The following is a 16,386-nucleotide window of genomic DNA, read 5'->3' on the forward strand; positions in this document are numbered from 1 at the left end:
GACGCTTTTTCTCCGCCCGGTCAGTCTGGTGATCGTTGCCGGGATGGACACGTTCAATCCGAGGTTCGGTCTGGTTGTCTTTCTGAGCGAGATGCTGATCATCGACCACGGCACAACTCTCATATCTGTTGGCCATAGGGTCGGTAACGTTTGGGTAGAAGATCAGTTCCTGATCGCTTTGATCGGCGCCCCGGCATGGCGGTTTTGTCGCAGGGCCGAAGACATGCTCTAATCACCCACGCGTGGTCGTCGGTCGTCACCATCGAAGCCTGCAAAATCTCCCCGAACAATGCCATGGCGCTGGAGCTTGTCGTAGAAAGTCTTCCGCGGGATGCCGAGGGCCTCGATCGTACGGCGGACATCGCCGCCGTTTTGAGCGAGGGTCTCGCGGATCAGCTCGGCCTCATAGCGCTCGATGCGGGCGGGCAGGGGCAATGTGTTATCTGCGGAGACGATTTCGCTTGCCTTCGGCTCCGCCGCCGATTCCAGACCTAGAACGAAACGCTCCGCGAAATGCGAAAGCTCTCGAACATTGCCCGGCCAATCGTGGCTCTGCAAATGATGGCGAATAGCGGCGGACATGGCGGGCACTTCGCGCTTGAAGCGGCTGGCGGCGCGATCCGCGAAATAGCCGAAGAGCAGGGGGATATCATCGCGCCGGTCGCGCAGCGGCGGGATGGATATGGTGACGACGTTGAGGCGGTAATAGAGATCCTCACGGAAGTCGCCGCGTTGGCGCGGGTCGCCGAGATCGACCTTCGCGGCCGCCACCACGCGGAGGTCGACAGGACGCACCTCGTTGGTGCCGAGCGGGGTCACTTCCCGCATTTCCAGCACACGCAGCATCTGTACCTGTATTGCCGGCGGCATGCTTTCAATCTCATCGAGAAACAGCGTGCCGGCGCTTGAATGCTCGATGCGGCCGATGCGCTTCTTCTGCGCGCCGGTAAAGGCGCCGGGCTCGTGGCCGAAAAGCTCGCTTTCGATGACGGTCTCCGGCAGCGCGCCGCAATTGAGCGCCACGAAATTGCCCTTGGCGCGCCGGCTCCAGCGATGCAAGAGGCTTGCGACCACCTCCTTGCCGCTGCCGGTCTCGCCGGTCACCAGCACATCGACATCCGTATCCGCGATCTGCCGCAGCGTATGACGCAGCCGCTCCATCGCAGGGGTCTGGCCAATCAACGGCAGATCGCCCTGTGCCTGTTCGGCCGCAATGCGGAGCGCGCGGTTTTCCAGAACGAGCCGGCGCTTTTCCGCCGCCCGCCGCACGCTTTGTACCAACCGGTCGGTGGCGAAGGGCTTCGTGATGAAGTCATAGGCGCCGTCCTGGATCGCCTTGACCGCCATCGGAATATCGCCATGGCCGGTGACCAGGATGACCGGCAGGTCGGCATCCTGCTCTTTGACGCGACTGAATAGCTGCTGTCCATCCATCTGCGGCATGCGGATATCGGAGACGATCACGCCGGCAAAACCGGCCTCCAGCGCGCCGAGCGCATCGGCCGCGGTGGAGAAGGCGGAAACGGAAAAGCCGGCGAGTTCTAGCGTCTGCTTCGTCGCTTTCAGCAGGTCCCTGTCGTCGTCGATTAGAAAGACCGCGGAAACGTCGCTCATGAAATTGCCCTGCGCAAATGAATGGTGAAACGGGTGCCGTTCTCGCCGCTTTCAACCTCGATGCGGCCGCCATAGTCGGCGACGATGTCCTTGGAGATAACAAGACCGAGGCCGAGGCCCTTTTCCTTCGATGTATTGAACGGCGTGAACAGCGAATGGAGGATCGCCGGCGGAATACCGGGGCCGTTGTCAGAGACGATGACAGCAATGCCGTCGGTCGTTTCCTGCACCGAAACCTCGACTTTCGGCTGTTCGCGCCCTTCCAGCGCTTCGAGCGCGTTTTGGAAGAGATTGATCAGCACCTGCTCGAGCCGAACGCGTGTGCCGATGACCGCCAATCCGGCGGGCGGAGGATCGATCGCCAGCGCATCGAGCCGGCCGGCAAAGCGGCTTCTGAGCAGGATCACGGCGCCTTCGATGACGCTCCTCAGTTCCACCGGTTCCGGCGCGGTTCGTCCCTTGCGGGCAAATGCCTTCAACTCTTCGGTAATCGTGCCGATCCGTTCGGTCAGGGCCGCTATGGAAGTAAGATTTTCCTTTACCGGCGCGATCTGCTGTCGCTCCAGGAAGATATGGGCATTGTCGGCATAGGCGCGAATGGTCGCGACCGGCTGGTTGATCTCATGGGCGACGCCGGCGGCGACCTGGCCGAGGATTGCTAGGCGATTGGCCTGTACCAGATCCTGCTGCACGACCTGCAGCTTCGCCTCCGTCGTGCGGTGATCGGCAATTTCCGCTTCGAGCCGATCCCGGGCGCGGCTGAGATCTTCGGTGCGCTCCAATACGCGCCGTTCCAGCTCCTCGCGAGCGACCCTGCTGATGGCGATCTGCATCACGGATACGTGGCGGCGCCTTAGCAGGAAGGCGGCGATCGCCAGGATCGGCACCAGCACAGTCAGGACGAGGAAGCGCGTTTCGCGGACCGTGGAAGAAATTGCCTGATCCGTCGGGACGAGATAGTCCAACTGCCAGGGCGTCGAGGGGATTGCTGTTCTCAGCCGCAGATATTCCGCAGCGCTGCTTCCCGGTAGGACCGCGCGCACGATCGAGACATCCGGACCGATCGCTTCGGGGCGGGCGATCGGCAGAGGTGTCAGCGACGCATCGCCGAATTGCAGGCTCTTGCGGATGGCGGCGAGGTTTTCAGCAGGCAGCGGCGATGCCGTCATGAAGCGCCAGGAGGGAACGCTGGTGATCAGCACGACCCCATGCTCGTCGGTGACATAGGCCGGACGGCCGGCTTCCCGCCAATCGGCTTCGAGCTGGTCGAATTCCATCTTGACCACCACGACACCCAGCGCGTTCTCCGCGTCGCCGACGCGGCGGGAAATGTAAAGCCCGGGGCGGTTGCTGACATTGCCGAGCGCGAAATGCTCCGCCGTTCCCGCCTCCATCGCCCGCCGGAAATAATCACGGAAGGAATAATCATTGCCGACGAAGCTCAGTGGTTCGCGCCAGTTGCTCGATGCGATCGCGACACCGTCCTTGCCGGTGACGTAGAGCACCGAGGCCTTGGTACCGGAGACGAGGCTTTCGAGCTTACGGTCGAGCGTGGTAACGGCATCGCCTTTGGCCGCCGCAAGTGCGTCGCGCACCTGCTGGTCGTCCGCGAGGAGAAGCGGCAAGGCGCGGGGCCGTTCGAGGACGGCTCTCAGCAGTGCGACCTTCAGGTTCGCGTCGGTGCGACCCTGGACCTGCAATGCCTCGATTGCGGTCATGCGGCCGTAAACGCCGGCGCCATAGAGCGCGGCTGCGATGAGGATCGCGCAGAAAGCCGTAAAGACCAACCAGACACGGCGAGAGCGCCGGCCTAGCTGCTCTGGCGTCGAAAATCGTTCCATGGTTGGCCGCTGCAGCATCATGACATTGTGCATGATTTCGCGCGTATCGCAATTCGATCTGTGCGGATTGCCGCACAGATTTGGAGATCTAGCTACCGACCTTCATAAAATCTGCTTTTATATCAATAAATTATTAGGAAATCCTTCATTTGGCACGCCCGTTGCAACGATCCGTCAAACAGTCGGAGGCTGTTGAAGATCAGTAGTCGTTGCCCGGAGGGCCGAAGGATCGGTTGGGCATAACGGAGGATATCATGATTGCACCCGTCGCTGCCGAGACACACGGCAAAATTCCCTTTTACAGGCATCTCTATGTGCAGGTTCTTGCCGCGATCGCCGCCGGCATCCTGCTTGGACATTTCTATCCGCAGATCGGTGCGTCTCTGCAGCCGCTCGGCGATGCCTTCATCAAGTTGGTCCGCATGGTCATCGCGCCGGTCATCTTCCTGACGGTCACCACCGGCATCGCGGGCATGTCGGATCTCAAGAAGTTCGGCCGCGTCGTCGGCAAGGCGTTCATCTACTTCCTGACCTTCTCGACGCTGGCACTGATCGTCGGCCTCATCATCTCGAACGTCGTACAGCCCGGCGCTGGTATGCACATCGATCCGGCAACGCTGGATACGAAGGCCGTCAACAATTACGCCGCTCAGGCTCATGACGCGACGGTGGTCGGCTTCCTGATGAACATCATTCCGGACACGATCGTCGGCGCCTTCGCCAAGGGGGACATCCTCCAGGTGCTGTTCTTCTCGGTCGTCTTCGGTATCGCACTCGGCGCTGTCGGCGAACGCGGCCGCCCTGTACAGGACTTCCTGCAGGCACTGACCACGCCGATCTTCCGCATGGTCGCCCTGTTGATGAAGTTCGCGCCCATCGGTGCTTTCGGCGCCATGGCTTTCACCATCGGCAAATACGGCATCGGCACGATCGCCAACCTGGCCTTCCTGATCGGCACCTTCTACGCTACATCGCTGCTGTTCGTGCTCGTCGTTCTCGGCGCCGTCGCGCGCTACAACGGCTTCTCGATCCTGGCGCTGATCCGCTACATCAAGGAAGAATTGCTGCTCGTTCTCGGCACCTCGTCGTCGGAAGCAGCACTTCCCGGCCTGATGAACAAGATGGAACGCGCAGGCTGCAAGCGCTCGGTCGTCGGTCTCGTTATCCCGACAGGCTATTCCTTCAACCTCGATGGCACCAACATCTACATGACCCTGGCGGCGCTGTTCATCGCGCAGGCGACCGATACTTCGCTCTCGCTCACTGACCAGATCTTGCTGCTGCTCGTGGCCATGCTGAGCTCCAAGGGGGCTGCCGGTATCACCGGTGCCGGCTTCATCACGCTGGCCGCTACCCTTGCCGTCGTGCCGTCGGTTCCGATCGCCGGCATGGCGCTCATCCTCGGCATCGATCGCTTCATGTCGGAATGCCGCGCCCTGACGAATTTCGTCGGCAATGCCGTTGCGACTATCGTCGTCGCCCGCTGGGAAAACGAACTCGACCAGACTAAGTTTGCCGCCGCCATGGCTGGGCGATTGACCAGTGACGTCGATCCGCCGGCGTTGCAGGCAGCGGAATAACGACGCTATCGGCATCTCTGGAAAATGCGAACGGCCTCCCTTCATGGGAGGCCGTTTTCAGTTTCTGGACCCTGAATTAAACCGGAACATCGGCCGCCAACAGACGTTTTCCATTGACACTGCAGGCCGTGCCAAACGGACGTGATGGTGCTGAAGAACATGGAGATTTTTCCGTTTTCTCTCCATGGCCAACGAAATGGCAGGCGAGCTTCCAATCCATCCGGTCTGCAGCCCGCACTTTCATCGATGGAGAACAGCATGGACGAGAGCTTCAAGCTTTGTCGGCCGGTTCCGATCGCAACAGTTGGCAATCGCGATGCCGGTCACATCACGAGCGTGGTGTCATCGCCGGTACGAGCAACGACCACGCCATCAACTTCACCTAAGTCTGAAGCCAAGCATCGATCGCTTGGACGGTTCCTGCTGCTGGCGGCTGCGCTAACAGTTGCAATGCCGGGACTCATGTCCGCGCAACAGCTCAAGATGCCGAACAGCGAACGCTGCCGGGCTCCCGACGCCAATAGCCAGACCCAAGGTGAAAACCAAACCGCATTGGCTGATCCTCAGGATAACGACGATAAACTTTCGGATTGCGGCGGTGTGCTGAAGCCGCCTGTGACTGGAGACAGCGCTATGGAAAAGCCTGCGCCGCGTGGCGGCAAGACGCCGGTTATTCCGCCTAGCGAGGTCCCGGGCCAGCAGGAACAGCAGACGCCGGAAGCCAAATAATCCGTTTTGGGAACTCTACGGCTTGGGTTCCGGTTGCTCGATGGTCTTCTGAGCGACAGTCGAATCCTGGTTCTTTCCGGTCACGAACGGCTTGATGACGAGGATGCTGAGGATCGAGGCGACCATCAATCCGATAATGATGATCAACAGTGCGCGCATGCTTGCCTACGCTTTCTATCGCGGCCTACGAACACAAAGATTGCTGTCGTGACCGCTGATGCCGCTTACCTGCCGCGAATGGGTCTCGACGCGTCCCTTGGCCTCGTCGTTTTCGACGGATCCTTCGATGAGAACGCGGCCATTGTTGACGGTGACGAAGACGCCGGAGATATCCAGCAGCGGGTCTTCGCTCAGTTTCCTATGGATTTCTGCACGGATCTCCGCATCCGGCCGCCACTGCGATTCGGACGCCTTGAACGGGTTTTTCTCAGGCTTTGTCGACGACGCATATGTCTTGGGCTGACGTCGCATGACGCTTTCCCTTCGTTGGGTTCATGAAATGCAACATGAAAAACGCCATAAGGTTCCATCTCGCAGCCCCGGGCCGCCTATCGACTCCTGAGGACCTCGTGCAGCAAAAAGCCAGCGAGGCCGCCGATTGCCAGCATGGTAACATTGCGCATCGTGCGGTGCTCTCGTGGCTGCGAGGCTCTGACCGCCTCCGCAATCCGGCCGGCGGCAGCATCCAGGGCTTGCTTGCGTTGCCTGTCACAATCCGGCGTATCTGCCGACCGAAAGTCGTCCGTGCCCGGCTCCGCGTAGGTGAAGTTCACTTCCAGCCCCTCCATATCAGGCGCAAGGGCATCGATGTCTCCGGAGCCGCCGGCAGCCTGATCGAGCGCCTGCTGGGTGCGGATATCGGCGTCAGCGGAGGGGGTGGCGTTGGTTTCCATCTCTCTCATTTTGGCCATGGCATCCTCCTTTTGTTCGAAGGGCAAACCATCGCCAGTCAAGAATGTTCCCCGTGAGCATTCTTGTGCATTTCATGGTCATGTAGTCGTCGTCGTCATCTCGAAAGAGACTACTTTGTAGCGCTCTTCGACATCAGCCAGCAGTTTTGGCGCGCCGCCGCTGATACCCCCATGCTTCCATCGCACCTGATAGGCGGCATGAGCCGCGCCGTCGGCCTCATTTATCGATTTGCCGACAAAGCAGAAGGAATATCCGAGTGGAGCGAAGGCCGTTTCGATCTTTGCAATATCGGCGCTGTCGGCAAGCTCGATCACCACGCGCGCCTTTTGCTTATGCGATATCAGCTCATCGAACCATTTAAAGAGTGTGAGCACGATGAAGGCCACCATAGCTCCGGCGGACCCGACCACAAGTTGCCCGCCGCCAATGCACAGGCCGATTGCCGTCATGATCCAAAGCGTTGCCGCTGTTGTCACGCCTGTGACCAGATCGCCGCGCTTGAGGATGGCACCACCGCCGATAAAGCCGACGCCCGTCAGCACGCCGAGCGGAAAACGCAGTATGTCCATGGAGACGAATGATTGGAATGTTTTGCCCGTCATGGGGAGCAGCAAATTGGCCTGAATCATGGTCAGGCATGCCGCCAATCCGACCAGGATCGTCGTCCGAAATCCGGCGGCGTGCCCACCTGCCTCGCGATTGAGGCCAATCAGCCCGCCGGCAGCGACGACCAATAGGACGCGCATCGCGATATCCATCCAAGTGGGATTCAAAGGCATGAGCTCGATCATCGTACTCGGCATCGCACCCTCCTGACGTTCGTGGCCGGCTTGAATGCCGGAACAAAGCTGAAAGGATTTCGTTCCGCCTTCAAGGAGATGAAAGGGCTCGCCGCGATTCCGGGCCTATGAAACCTCAGGAGAATGCATATGACCATGACTGCAAAAGAGATCGTCTCCGTTCTTGGACCAGTCGATGAGACTCTGATGGCCGATATCTCCGCGACCGGCGCAACTCTGGGCGAGCTTGCGGAGGCTTGGGCCTGGGTCAACAATGACGAGGCTCTGATCGGCGAGGGCAGGACTCTGCCGAGCGGCAAGGTAGCCACGCTTGTCGATCTGCTTTCTGCCGATGAGGACGACGAATTCGCGATGTAATTTCGATTATCCGCGCTGTGGACGGGAACAGATCGGCGCTTCGCCTGTTGTTGTAGCGGGCTCTCAGCGGAGGGCACCGCGACCAGTGGGGTGCCGGGCGCCGCCCGATCTAAGGTCGCCGGAGAGATTGTCCTGTGCCTAAAGGCCGGACGAAGCGTCCGCTCATGGAGGAACCAATGAAAGTTCGAGACGCCATGACGCACGACGTGCGCATTACCAATCCTGACGAAACGATCCTGCAGGCTGCACGGACGATGGCGGATCTCGACGCCGGTGTCCTGCCTGTCGGCGACCATGACCGCCTAGTCGGCATGATCACCGATCGCGATATCGCCATTCGCGGCATCGCCAATGGCAAGGGGCCGGACGCGAAGGTCCGCGATGTGATGACATCGGAAGTCAAATATTGCTTCGATGATCAGGAGATCGACGAGGTCTGCCGGAACATGGGCAACATCAAGGTCCGTCGCTTGCCGGTGCTGGATCACAGCAAACGGCTGGTCGGTATCCTCTCGCTCGGCGATATCGCCCTGTCGCAAAGCAACGGTAGTGCCGGCCAAGCGCTGAGCGGCATTTCCCGCCATGGTGGCGAGCATAGCCAGACGGCGTGAACGGCGGCTTGTGCGGGAGTGGAGACAGCCGGCCATGCACGGGCGTCTTCATATGGTGGAAAAACAGATCGCCGGGCGCGGCATTCGCGACCCGGCGCTGCTGAATGCCATGCGCCTGATTCCACGGGAAAACTTCGTCGAAAAGGGCTTCGAGATGTTTGCTTATAACGACTGTCCGCTGCCGATCGGCAAGGGGCAGACGATCTCTCAGCCCTACATGGTTGCGCTGATGATCGAGGCAGCCGAAGTCAAGTCCAGCGACACGGTTCTCGAAATCGGCGCGGGGCTTGGCTATGCGACCGCTATCCTCAGCCGCATGGCGGCTCATGTGTTTGCCGTGGAGCGCCATGCCTCGCTTGCGGCCGGAGCGACCGAACGACTACAGCGTCTTGGCTATGACAATATCGATTTGCGTTGCGGAGACGGTTCAAAGGGGTGGCCGAAGGCCGCCCCCTTCGACGCCATCCTTGTTTCAGCCGCCGCGCCGGAGGTGCCCCAGGCCCTGAAAGAACAATTGACCGTAGGCGGCCGGCTGGTCATCCCCGTAGGGCCGGAAGAGAGCAGGCAGACGCTTCTGAAAATTGTGCGGAAAGGCCCGGATAATTTTACCACCCAAAATCTCGGCGCCGTGATTTTCGTGCCGCTGATCAGCGAGCACGGCGGAACTGAAGACTATAATTGATCACATTGCTTTTGCCGCGAAGTACGCACGCCCTCTCTGTATTCGTTCATCTTGCAAACGCGTGCAAATGCCGCATGACCTTACGGCACCCATCAACAGCTTTCTTCATAAAACTGTCATGACATCGGCTCACAGGATGATGCACGCAATTGCAAAACCGAGCAAAGCCGCATGCCGGCTGGAGAGAAGCGTGTCGCAGAAAGTGTTCGTGAGCGCACAAGAAGTCGCGGACTGCGCGGGGGTGTCCCGCTCGGCCGTTTCGCGCACGTTCACACCAGGGGCGAGCGTATCGCCGGAGACGCGGCGAAAGGTGCTCGAGGCTGCCGACGCACTTGGCTATCACGTCAATCATCTCGCCCGTGGGCTGATGCGCAATGAAAGCGGTATCGTCTGCCTGATCGTGTCCGACATGGCCACCCCACATCGCTCCGGCCTGATCAAGGCGCTGACGCAGGAACTGCAGCACAGCGGCAAGATTGCCATGCTCGTCAACACCGATCTGCTGGACGGCAGTGTCGACCTCGCGTTGCGCCAGGCGATCCGCTACCGCGCCGATGCCTCGATCATCATCTCGGGGATGCCCGATAAGTCGATCACGCAGCTCTGCCTGAAGAGTGGCCAGCGTCTGGTATTGATCAACCGCGATGACGAGCAGGACGGGCCCTTGCGGATCAATCTCGACGACGAAGAGGCTGCTGCCCGCGTCGTCACCGCCTTCCTTCGTGCCGGCTGCCGCAGGCTCGCCTTCGCCAATTCGGAGGCCGGCACGCCGAGCCTCATGGCAAGGGAGCACGGCTTCGTCGCTGCGGCCAGGGCGCATGGTCTGGAGGTCGTCGTCGAGCGCTACGGGTGGACAAGCTATGAGAGCGGCAGGGTCCTTGCGCAGAGGCTCCTTACCCTTCATGAGCGCCCGGATGCCGTCTTCTGCGCGACCGATCTGCTTGCCTGCGGCTTCATAGATGCCGCCCGCTACCAGTTTCACATTTCCGTTCCCGACCAGCTCTGCGTTGCCGGTTTCGACGATATCGAGCAGGCCTCCTGGGCATCCTACCAACTAACGACCTTTGCTCAGCCGCTTGCCACGATGGCGCGGGAGGCGGTCGCGTGGCTGGAGAGCAAGGAGGCGGCGAAGCCTGAAGGACGGGTACATGCCATCCGTCTTCATGCCGATCTCGTGTGGCGCAACTCGATCAGGGGTGGCTGACGACATGGCACCTTTGACCTCAGGGCAGACAAAATCCTCGAGAGGAACGGACAGATTTCTTTCCGATCTCGCCTCCCATGCGGATGAGCTCTTTAACGGCCCCATATATGAGCAATGTGCGGCGATTTGTTACCGGAGAAATGAGGAGCTTGGCATATCGGAAGTGCTTCTCGTCACCAGCCGCGAAAGCGGGCGCTGGGTTATTCCGAAGGGCTGGCCGATAAAAGGGAAAAAGCCGCATGAGGTGGCCGCGATCGAGGCTTTCGAGGAAGCCGGCGTTCGCGGCAAGATCAAGAAGAAACCTTTCGGCTATTTCACCTATCTGAAGCAACTCGCCGACGGCAACCGCGTTCCCTGCATTGTGCAACTGCATTTGCTCGAAGTCGAAAAAATCTACGAGGATTTTCCGGAAAGAGGCCAACGCCGCAACGCATGGGTCTCCTTCATCGAAGCTGCAAACCGCGTGCGCGAACCGGAGCTCAAGGGCCTTCTTCTGGTGGCTGACCGAAAGCTTAGGCGGGCGAAAGCAAAGAGATAGCGTTCGCCGCGTCCATCCATCAGCCAATCTCCGTTCGCCCGCTCATCGCCAGCCGCAGCGGAATGCGCGTCGCAGCTACCGCCGGCAATGCACCGCCGACGGCGCCGATGATCAAGGACAGCCAAACGGCCTTCGTCACCAGGGCGGGAGACAGGACCAGTTGAAACCCGATCTGCGTATGATCGGCGCTCATCGTTGAGGCGGTCCAGCCGTTGAGGACGGCATAAGAAAAGCCGACGCCGATCAGGCATCCGAAGCAGGTCAGGATCATTGCCTCGATCCAAGTACCGGCAAAGGCAGCCCGCCGGCTGAAGCCGATTGCGCGGACGGTGGCAATCTCGGTGCTGCGATCCGACACCGAGCTGAACATGGTCGTCATCGCGCCGACCACAGCGCCCGCGGCCATGATCGCCGCCAGCGGCCAGCCGAGAAGGAGGATCAGCTTCGACGTGCGTTCTGCGAGCGCTGCGAAATAATCCTGTTCCGACCGCAGACTCAGCCCGATCTGCGGCGTATCTGCCGCCATGGATTGTAGCGCCGGCAAGGCTTCCTGCGCTGTGAGCTTGATCCTGACGCTCTCAACCAGATTAGGCCGGTTGAACAACGTCTGCACCACGCCGATATCCGCCAGCATTTCGGATTCGAAAACAGACCCGCCGGCGTCGAAAATACCGACGACGGTCCATTTCGATGTGCCGAGCGTGAGCCGTTCGCCAAGCGCCAATCCCTTGTAGTCAAGGTTCAGCCGACGTCCGACCACGATTTCGCTGGCGCCAGGATTGAACATCCGGCCATCAACGATCCTGACATTCGGGCGCAGGCTGAGCCCGAACGGACCGATGCCGCGCAAGGAGAGTGTTGAAAGCAATCCGCCGATCCTCTCCGGCACATCCACCGGGACGACCATTTCCGGCGACATCACTGAAGCTCCTGTGGCATCGGTGGCAATACCTGCAGCGCCGTCGAGATAATGAAGCTGGGACGGTTCGATCCGGCTGCCGAGCTCCGTCGCCGCGCCATTTCCCAGAGCAATGGCGATATCCTTGGAGCCGGCTTGCAGCAGGGAAGTCCGAAAGCCGTTCGACATCGCCAGGAAGCCGAGCAGAACCGTAACGACCATCGCAACGGAAAAGACCAGGGAAAGGGAAAGCCATATCCGGCGGCGAAGCGATTTCAGATTGGATATGGTCAAGGCCATGGATTGATTGATGATTGCGCTCATCGTCTCATCTTTCTCTTAAAGCGGTGTTGGGCGGCACTCGAATGGCATTGAAGGCCGGCGCGACACCCGTTGCGAGCGCCAGCAGGACAGCGAGGCCGGTTGCTTCGAGAATGATCGCGGGGGTGAGCACGAGATCCGGCACGATCGTGCGCAGCGGCTCGCGCAGAAACATGACAGCCGTAAAGGCAAAACCGAGGCCGAAGCTCAGGCCTACCGCAAACAGGGCGAAAGTCTCAGCCAGAATATTGCAGAGGATGAAGCGCCGCGAAAAGCCGAGGACCTTCAGCACGCCGATCTCCCGTGTCCGTTCGCGGATGGCGAAGAACATGGTGTTGGCGACGATCATCAGGATGGTCACGAATGCCACGCCGATCACCAGACGCACGATGGTCGCGATATCGGCAAACTGTGCGATAAAGGCCCGCATGAACTCGGCTTCCGTCCTCGTCCGTGTCTCGTAAGCGGAGTTGGCAAAGAGGGTGTCGACGGCCTTGATGACGTCGTCGGCGCGGACACCGTTCTTCGGCACGATGCCGAAGCTGCTGACGGTGTCGCGGTCGGTACTGCGCTCGGAATTGACGTAGTCATACCGCGCCATCACGAAATGAGTGTCGGCGGATTGCTTGCCATCCAATATGCCGACGATTTCGAAATCGAAGTCCGAACTGCCGTCCGGCTTGAAGAAGCTGGAGGTATTCAGCGTAATCTTCTGCCCCAGCACCCAACCCTCCTGTGTTGCGACGCTCCGGCCGGCGATGGCGCCGTTCCGGATTTGGGCGAAGCGGCTGAGAGCATCGGCGGGGATATCGTATTGATCGCCGATGAAGCCGGCGAAGGTGCCGGGCTCCGCCGCCGTCAGGCCCAGAAAATTCGCCGGTGTCCGGTAGGTCGCACGGCTGCGCGCCATGTAGGTTGCCGCAGCGACATTGGGAAGGGCCAGGATCTTGTCGTAATAGCTGATCGGGAGAGGCAGCGTGTCGCCAACCTTGTTGGTCACGATCAGGCGCTCCGAATCTACCTCACCACCCAAAAAGCCATATTCGAAACTCGTCAGAATGAGGTGGATGAAGAAGGCGATGGCAATGCTCGCGATCAGCAGGGCGCTGCGCATTGGTTTGCGTGCCATGGTCCGGCGAATGAGAGTGAAGCGGCTCATGATGATCACGCAGCCTCGCGTTCGACAAAATGGCCTTTGTCCAGGCGCAGCACACGTCTGGCGGAGCGCGCCGCCGCATCGTCGTGGGTGACCATGACGATGGTCTTGCCGAGCTCCGAGTTGAGGATGCGCAGCATGGCGAGCACGTCTTCAGCGGACTCGCGATCGAGATCACCGGTCGGCTCGTCGCAGAGCAGCAGTTTCGGATCGCTTGCCAGCGCCCGGGCGATCCCCACGCGCTGCTGTTGGCCGCCCGAAAGCTCCGACGGCAGATGCTTGCGCCGGTCGGTGAGGCCGACGAGCGACAGGATCGTCTCGACCCGCTCGCGACGCTGGCGTCCGGTCAGACTTGTCAGCAGCAGCGGAAGCTCGACATTCTGCTCCGCTGTCAGCATCGGCATCAGATTGTAGAACTGAAACACGAAGCCGATATTGGCGCCTCGCCACTTTGTCAGGGCGCTTTCGCTCATTCGGCTGATGCGCGCACGGCCGAAATTGATGTTGCCGGCATCGGGGCGGTCGATGCCGCCGATAAGGTTCAAAAGGGTGGATTTGCCGGAGCCGGAAGGGCCGACGATCGCGACGAAATCGCCCCCTCGGATGGTCATGGTCAGATCCGAAAAGATCGTCACGGCATTCTTTCCGATGCGGTAGTCCTTGCGCACATTGTTGATCGAAATGCTGCCGTCTTCCGGCGTCGATGTGCTCTCATCCATCTCAAAATCCTCCTTCTTTCAGGTTTGCTTGCAGGTCCGGAGCGTCCAAAGTCACCTTTGCCGCCATGTTTGGCAGCACCCGGAAAGGTCGCGTCAGGAATTCCAGCCGGGCGGTCACGGTGCCTTTCTGCAGCGAAGCCGCCGGCACGACGGTCCGCACCCGCATTTTGAATGGCCGGTCTGGAAAGGCGTCCAGAATGGCGACCGCCGTCTGGCCGGGCTGTATCCGTGCGGCATTGGACTGCGCGATATCGGCATCGATGGTCAGGGAGTTCGGGTCGAGAAGGATTGCGATCCCGTCTCGCGGCGCGCCGCCATCCGTTCCCGAGGCAACCATATCGCCAAGGCCAACCAGCCGGGTGACGACTACGCCATCGAAAGGCGCGACAATCTTATGGAGCGACAGGGTTCTTTCCTGCTTCTCCACCTGCAGTCGCGCGGTCTCGGTTGCCTGCCGTGCAGAGTCGAGATCGCTGGTCAATTGTACGACCGCCAGACTGTCGGCATCGAGGCTGCTGGTCGCGACGACACCGCGCTCGAGAAGGAGCTTGGTGCGCTCGAGGGTTTTGCGGGCTTGCTCCAGCGAGACCTCGGCGCGGCGTGCCGCTGCGACGGCGGCAGCGGCCTGGGACTTGGCAATCCTCAGCTCGATCTCATCCGTCGTCTTATCCAGACGGGCAATGACCTGTCCCGCCAGAAAATGATCGCCGACATCCAGCGGCAGGTCGACCACTCTGCCGCCGATCTCCGGCCGCAGGGTGATTATCCGCGCGGCAACGACATAGCCGGACCCGACAATGGTTTGGGGTAGGGGTCTTGCAGTTTGCTCCTGGGCGGTGGGAGCTTTGCTTTGTGAGGACGTTTCGGTCCCTTTTGCCGGCTCGGTGACAATTCTCGCCGCGAAAGGTTTCCAAGGCGCATTGGATGGCACGGGGGTGAAATAGACGGCCGCGAATGTTGCGGCCGTGCCTGCCAGTATCATACCGAGCATCCGCAATCGGCCGGTGGGGCGTGAGGCGCGGGGAGGCGGCTCAACGCGTTCGATCGATAGCGACCGAAGCCGAGTTGCGATATTCGCATCAGAATTCATGGGCGGGTCTCCAGACGTTTACGGCGGCAATGTCCGCCACCGAGGCGTATTGGGCGACCTCGATCATGATTCAGCACGTCTCAGATCGCGATCTGGATCGCCGGGAGCCGCGAGTCAGGCCATAGTGGCTGCAAATATGGTTGCCCCGGGGAAGGGTCTCATGCTGTTCGTGCCGCTGCCGTTCGTCGTCGCCTTCATGCTTCTTCTGCTGTTTCTGACAGTGGTGCGGCGTGATGACGAGCTGGCGGCAAACCGCCCTTTCCTCGTCCTGCTTCTGGCTTGTGCCTTGCAGTCGGTTTTCGTCGGGCTGCGCTGGGGCTATGGCTTGCAGGAGGTCGGCCATCTGACGCTCGCCTTGGCGACGATCATGCCGCCTCTTGTTTATGCCGGTGTTCGCAGGTTGGGTGCGGACAGCCGCCGCCGCTGGCCCGTTCTTTTGATATTCTATGGTCTCCCTGCTGTTGTCATCGCCTTGCTGGTCGTCGTCTGGCCGGAGGCTATCGATATCGCGATGATCGCGATTTACGTGGCCTACGCCCTCGCACTGCTCTGGCTCGTCCGATCCGGTCCCGACGTGCTGCGCCTTGCGCCCTTCGAAGCGGCGCAGCCGGCCCATCGGGCCCTCGTCTTTGCCGCTGGCGCATTATGTTTCTCGGCAATGGTCGACGCGCTGGTGCTGTTCGATTTCGAATCGACCCGTGGCGCGCATGCCGGCATGATTATCAGCATCGCCAATCTTCTCGGCCTGTTCATGCTCGGCATTGCGGCAGCCGCGGCCAGCCGCAACTCCACGCCCACCGAAAGCTTGGAGGCCGCGCCTCCATATGACCTCGCCGAAGACAAGGATACGATCGCCAAAATCCATGAGTTGATGCAGGAGAAAAGGCTCTACCGCGACGCCAATCTCAATCTTGAGCGTCTGGCCCGTAAGGCAGGTATACCGTCGCGGCGCATTTCGGCCGCCATCAACCGGAGCATGGCCAAGAACGTCTCGCAATATGTCAACGATTATCGCATCGCCGAGGCATGCCGCCTGCTGGTCGAAACCGAGCGATCGGTAACCGAGATCATGCTGGAAGCCGGTTTCCTGACGAAATCGAATTTCAACCGCGAGTTCCGCCGTGTCACCGACATGACGCCTGTCGGCTGGCGCGAGAAGTGCGCCTATTCCGCAAGTCCGGCTTAGCGCCTGCGCTGCGGTTGGCCTCGTCTGTGCCTCCAAAGCTGTGTCCATCACCGCAGATAAGCAACTATCCATTGCGGAGGGCCGACCTCTGCTACTATGCGATCAGACAACAAATCGCCGAAGAATTGTCAAAAAAGTATCAGTCTTG

General features: G+C 60.4%; 18 protein-coding genes. 8 read left to right on the forward strand and 10 right to left on the reverse strand.

The features are described from left to right. Window positions 1-228: 228 nt before the first annotated feature. Complete coding sequence (locus NXC24_RS27240) at window positions 229-1,614, reverse strand: sigma-54 dependent transcriptional regulator (protein WP_104826504.1); 1,386 nt, start codon at window positions 1,612-1,614, stop codon at window positions 229-231. Continuing rightward, a complete protein-coding gene (locus NXC24_RS27245; RefSeq protein ID WP_104826505.1) occupies window positions 1,611-3,488 on the reverse strand; it encodes a sensor histidine kinase in 1,878 nt (625 codons plus the stop codon). Before NXC24_RS27245 ends, NXC24_RS27240 begins: the two co-directional genes overlap by 4 nt. A 221-nt stretch (window positions 3,489-3,709) precedes the next feature. Between NXC24_RS27245 and NXC24_RS27250 the strand changes: the two genes are divergently transcribed. Together NXC24_RS27250 and NXC24_RS27260 are read left to right on the forward strand one after the other, a co-directional pair. Continuing rightward, on the forward strand, window positions 3,710-5,035 hold the full coding sequence (locus NXC24_RS27250) for a dicarboxylate/amino acid:cation symporter (protein ID WP_104826506.1): 1,326 nt from the start codon (window positions 3,710-3,712) through the stop codon (window positions 5,033-5,035). A 258-nt stretch (window positions 5,036-5,293) separates the two neighbouring features. Beyond that, window positions 5,294-5,764, forward strand: a complete 471-nt coding sequence (locus NXC24_RS27260; RefSeq protein WP_245464171.1) for a hypothetical protein — start codon at window positions 5,294-5,296, stop codon at window positions 5,762-5,764. 15 nt (window positions 5,765-5,779) lie between these two features. Here the strand turns inward: NXC24_RS27260 and NXC24_RS35590 are convergent, their stop codons facing one another. The 4 genes from NXC24_RS35590 to NXC24_RS27275 form a co-directional block, all read right to left on the reverse strand. After that, window positions 5,780-5,923 carry a hypothetical protein gene (locus NXC24_RS35590; protein ID WP_199773645.1) on the reverse strand — a complete coding sequence of 48 codons (144 nt, stop codon included), beginning with the start codon at window positions 5,921-5,923 and terminating at the stop codon, window positions 5,780-5,782. Window positions 5,924-5,938: 15 nt separating this feature from the next. Then, complete coding sequence (locus tag NXC24_RS27265) at window positions 5,939-6,235, reverse strand: BON domain-containing protein (protein WP_104826509.1); 297 nt, start codon at window positions 6,233-6,235, stop codon at window positions 5,939-5,941. Between the two features lie 77 nt (window positions 6,236-6,312). After that, window positions 6,313-6,675, reverse strand: a complete 363-nt coding sequence (locus NXC24_RS27270; RefSeq protein ID WP_158704566.1) for a hypothetical protein — start codon at window positions 6,673-6,675, stop codon at window positions 6,313-6,315. Window positions 6,676-6,753: 78 nt separating this feature from the next. Beyond that, complete coding sequence (locus NXC24_RS27275) at window positions 6,754-7,479, reverse strand: MgtC/SapB family protein (protein WP_104826511.1); 726 nt, start codon at window positions 7,477-7,479, stop codon at window positions 6,754-6,756. Between the two features lie 126 nt (window positions 7,480-7,605). Here NXC24_RS27275 and NXC24_RS27280 point away from each other — a divergent pair, with 126 nt between their 5' ends. The 5 genes from NXC24_RS27280 to NXC24_RS27300 all read left to right on the forward strand — a co-directional run bounded on the left by NXC24_RS27280 (window position 7,606) and on the right by NXC24_RS27300 (window position 10,868). After that, on the forward strand, window positions 7,606-7,833 hold the full coding sequence (locus NXC24_RS27280; RefSeq protein WP_104826512.1) for a hypothetical protein: 228 nt from the start codon (window positions 7,606-7,608) through the stop codon (window positions 7,831-7,833). A 176-nt stretch (window positions 7,834-8,009) separates the two neighbouring features. Next, window positions 8,010-8,444 (forward strand): CBS domain-containing protein, encoded by a 435-nt coding sequence (locus NXC24_RS27285; protein WP_104826513.1) that lies wholly within the window; start codon window positions 8,010-8,012, stop codon window positions 8,442-8,444. Window positions 8,445-8,478: 34 nt separating this feature from the next. Continuing rightward, window positions 8,479-9,126: a protein-L-isoaspartate(D-aspartate) O-methyltransferase gene (locus NXC24_RS27290; protein WP_104826514.1), complete on the forward strand. Its 648-nt coding sequence runs from the start codon at window positions 8,479-8,481 to the stop codon at window positions 9,124-9,126. 190 nt (window positions 9,127-9,316) lie between these two features. Further along, window positions 9,317-10,330, forward strand: coding sequence for a LacI family DNA-binding transcriptional regulator (locus NXC24_RS27295; RefSeq protein ID WP_104826515.1), 1,014 nt, complete (start codon window positions 9,317-9,319; stop codon window positions 10,328-10,330). Between the two features lie 4 nt (window positions 10,331-10,334). Continuing rightward, window positions 10,335-10,868, forward strand: coding sequence for an NUDIX hydrolase (locus NXC24_RS27300; protein WP_104826516.1), 534 nt, complete (start codon window positions 10,335-10,337; stop codon window positions 10,866-10,868). Window positions 10,869-10,887: 19 nt separating this feature from the next. Here NXC24_RS27300 and NXC24_RS27305 read toward each other — a convergent pair whose 3' ends face one another. The 4 genes from NXC24_RS27305 to NXC24_RS27320 are packed head-to-tail and all read right to left on the reverse strand — an operon-like array spanning window position 10,888 to window position 15,052. Further along, window positions 10,888-12,090: an FtsX-like permease family protein gene (locus tag NXC24_RS27305; protein ID WP_104826517.1), complete on the reverse strand. Its 1,203-nt coding sequence runs from the start codon at window positions 12,088-12,090 to the stop codon at window positions 10,888-10,890. Window positions 12,091-12,094: 4 nt separating this feature from the next. Further along, window positions 12,095-13,246: an ABC transporter permease gene (locus tag NXC24_RS27310; protein WP_104827859.1), complete on the reverse strand. Its 1,152-nt coding sequence runs from the start codon at window positions 13,244-13,246 to the stop codon at window positions 12,095-12,097. Between the two features lie 5 nt (window positions 13,247-13,251). Continuing rightward, window positions 13,252-13,962, reverse strand: coding sequence for an ABC transporter ATP-binding protein (locus NXC24_RS27315; protein ID WP_104826518.1), 711 nt, complete (start codon window positions 13,960-13,962; stop codon window positions 13,252-13,254). Between the two features lies 1 nt (window position 13,963). Beyond that, on the reverse strand, window positions 13,964-15,052 hold the full coding sequence (locus NXC24_RS27320) for an efflux RND transporter periplasmic adaptor subunit (RefSeq protein ID WP_199773646.1): 1,089 nt from the start codon (window positions 15,050-15,052) through the stop codon (window positions 13,964-13,966). Window positions 15,053-15,212: 160 nt separating this feature from the next. On the opposite strand from NXC24_RS27320, the gene NXC24_RS27325 reads away from it, so the two are divergent. Further along, window positions 15,213-16,238, forward strand: a complete 1,026-nt coding sequence (locus NXC24_RS27325; protein WP_104826519.1) for an AraC family transcriptional regulator — start codon at window positions 15,213-15,215, stop codon at window positions 16,236-16,238. Window positions 16,239-16,386 lie beyond the last annotated feature (148 nt).

It is taken from the genome of Rhizobium sp. NXC24 (genome assembly GCF_002944315.1).
GTDB lineage: Bacteria > Pseudomonadota > Alphaproteobacteria > Rhizobiales > Rhizobiaceae > Rhizobium.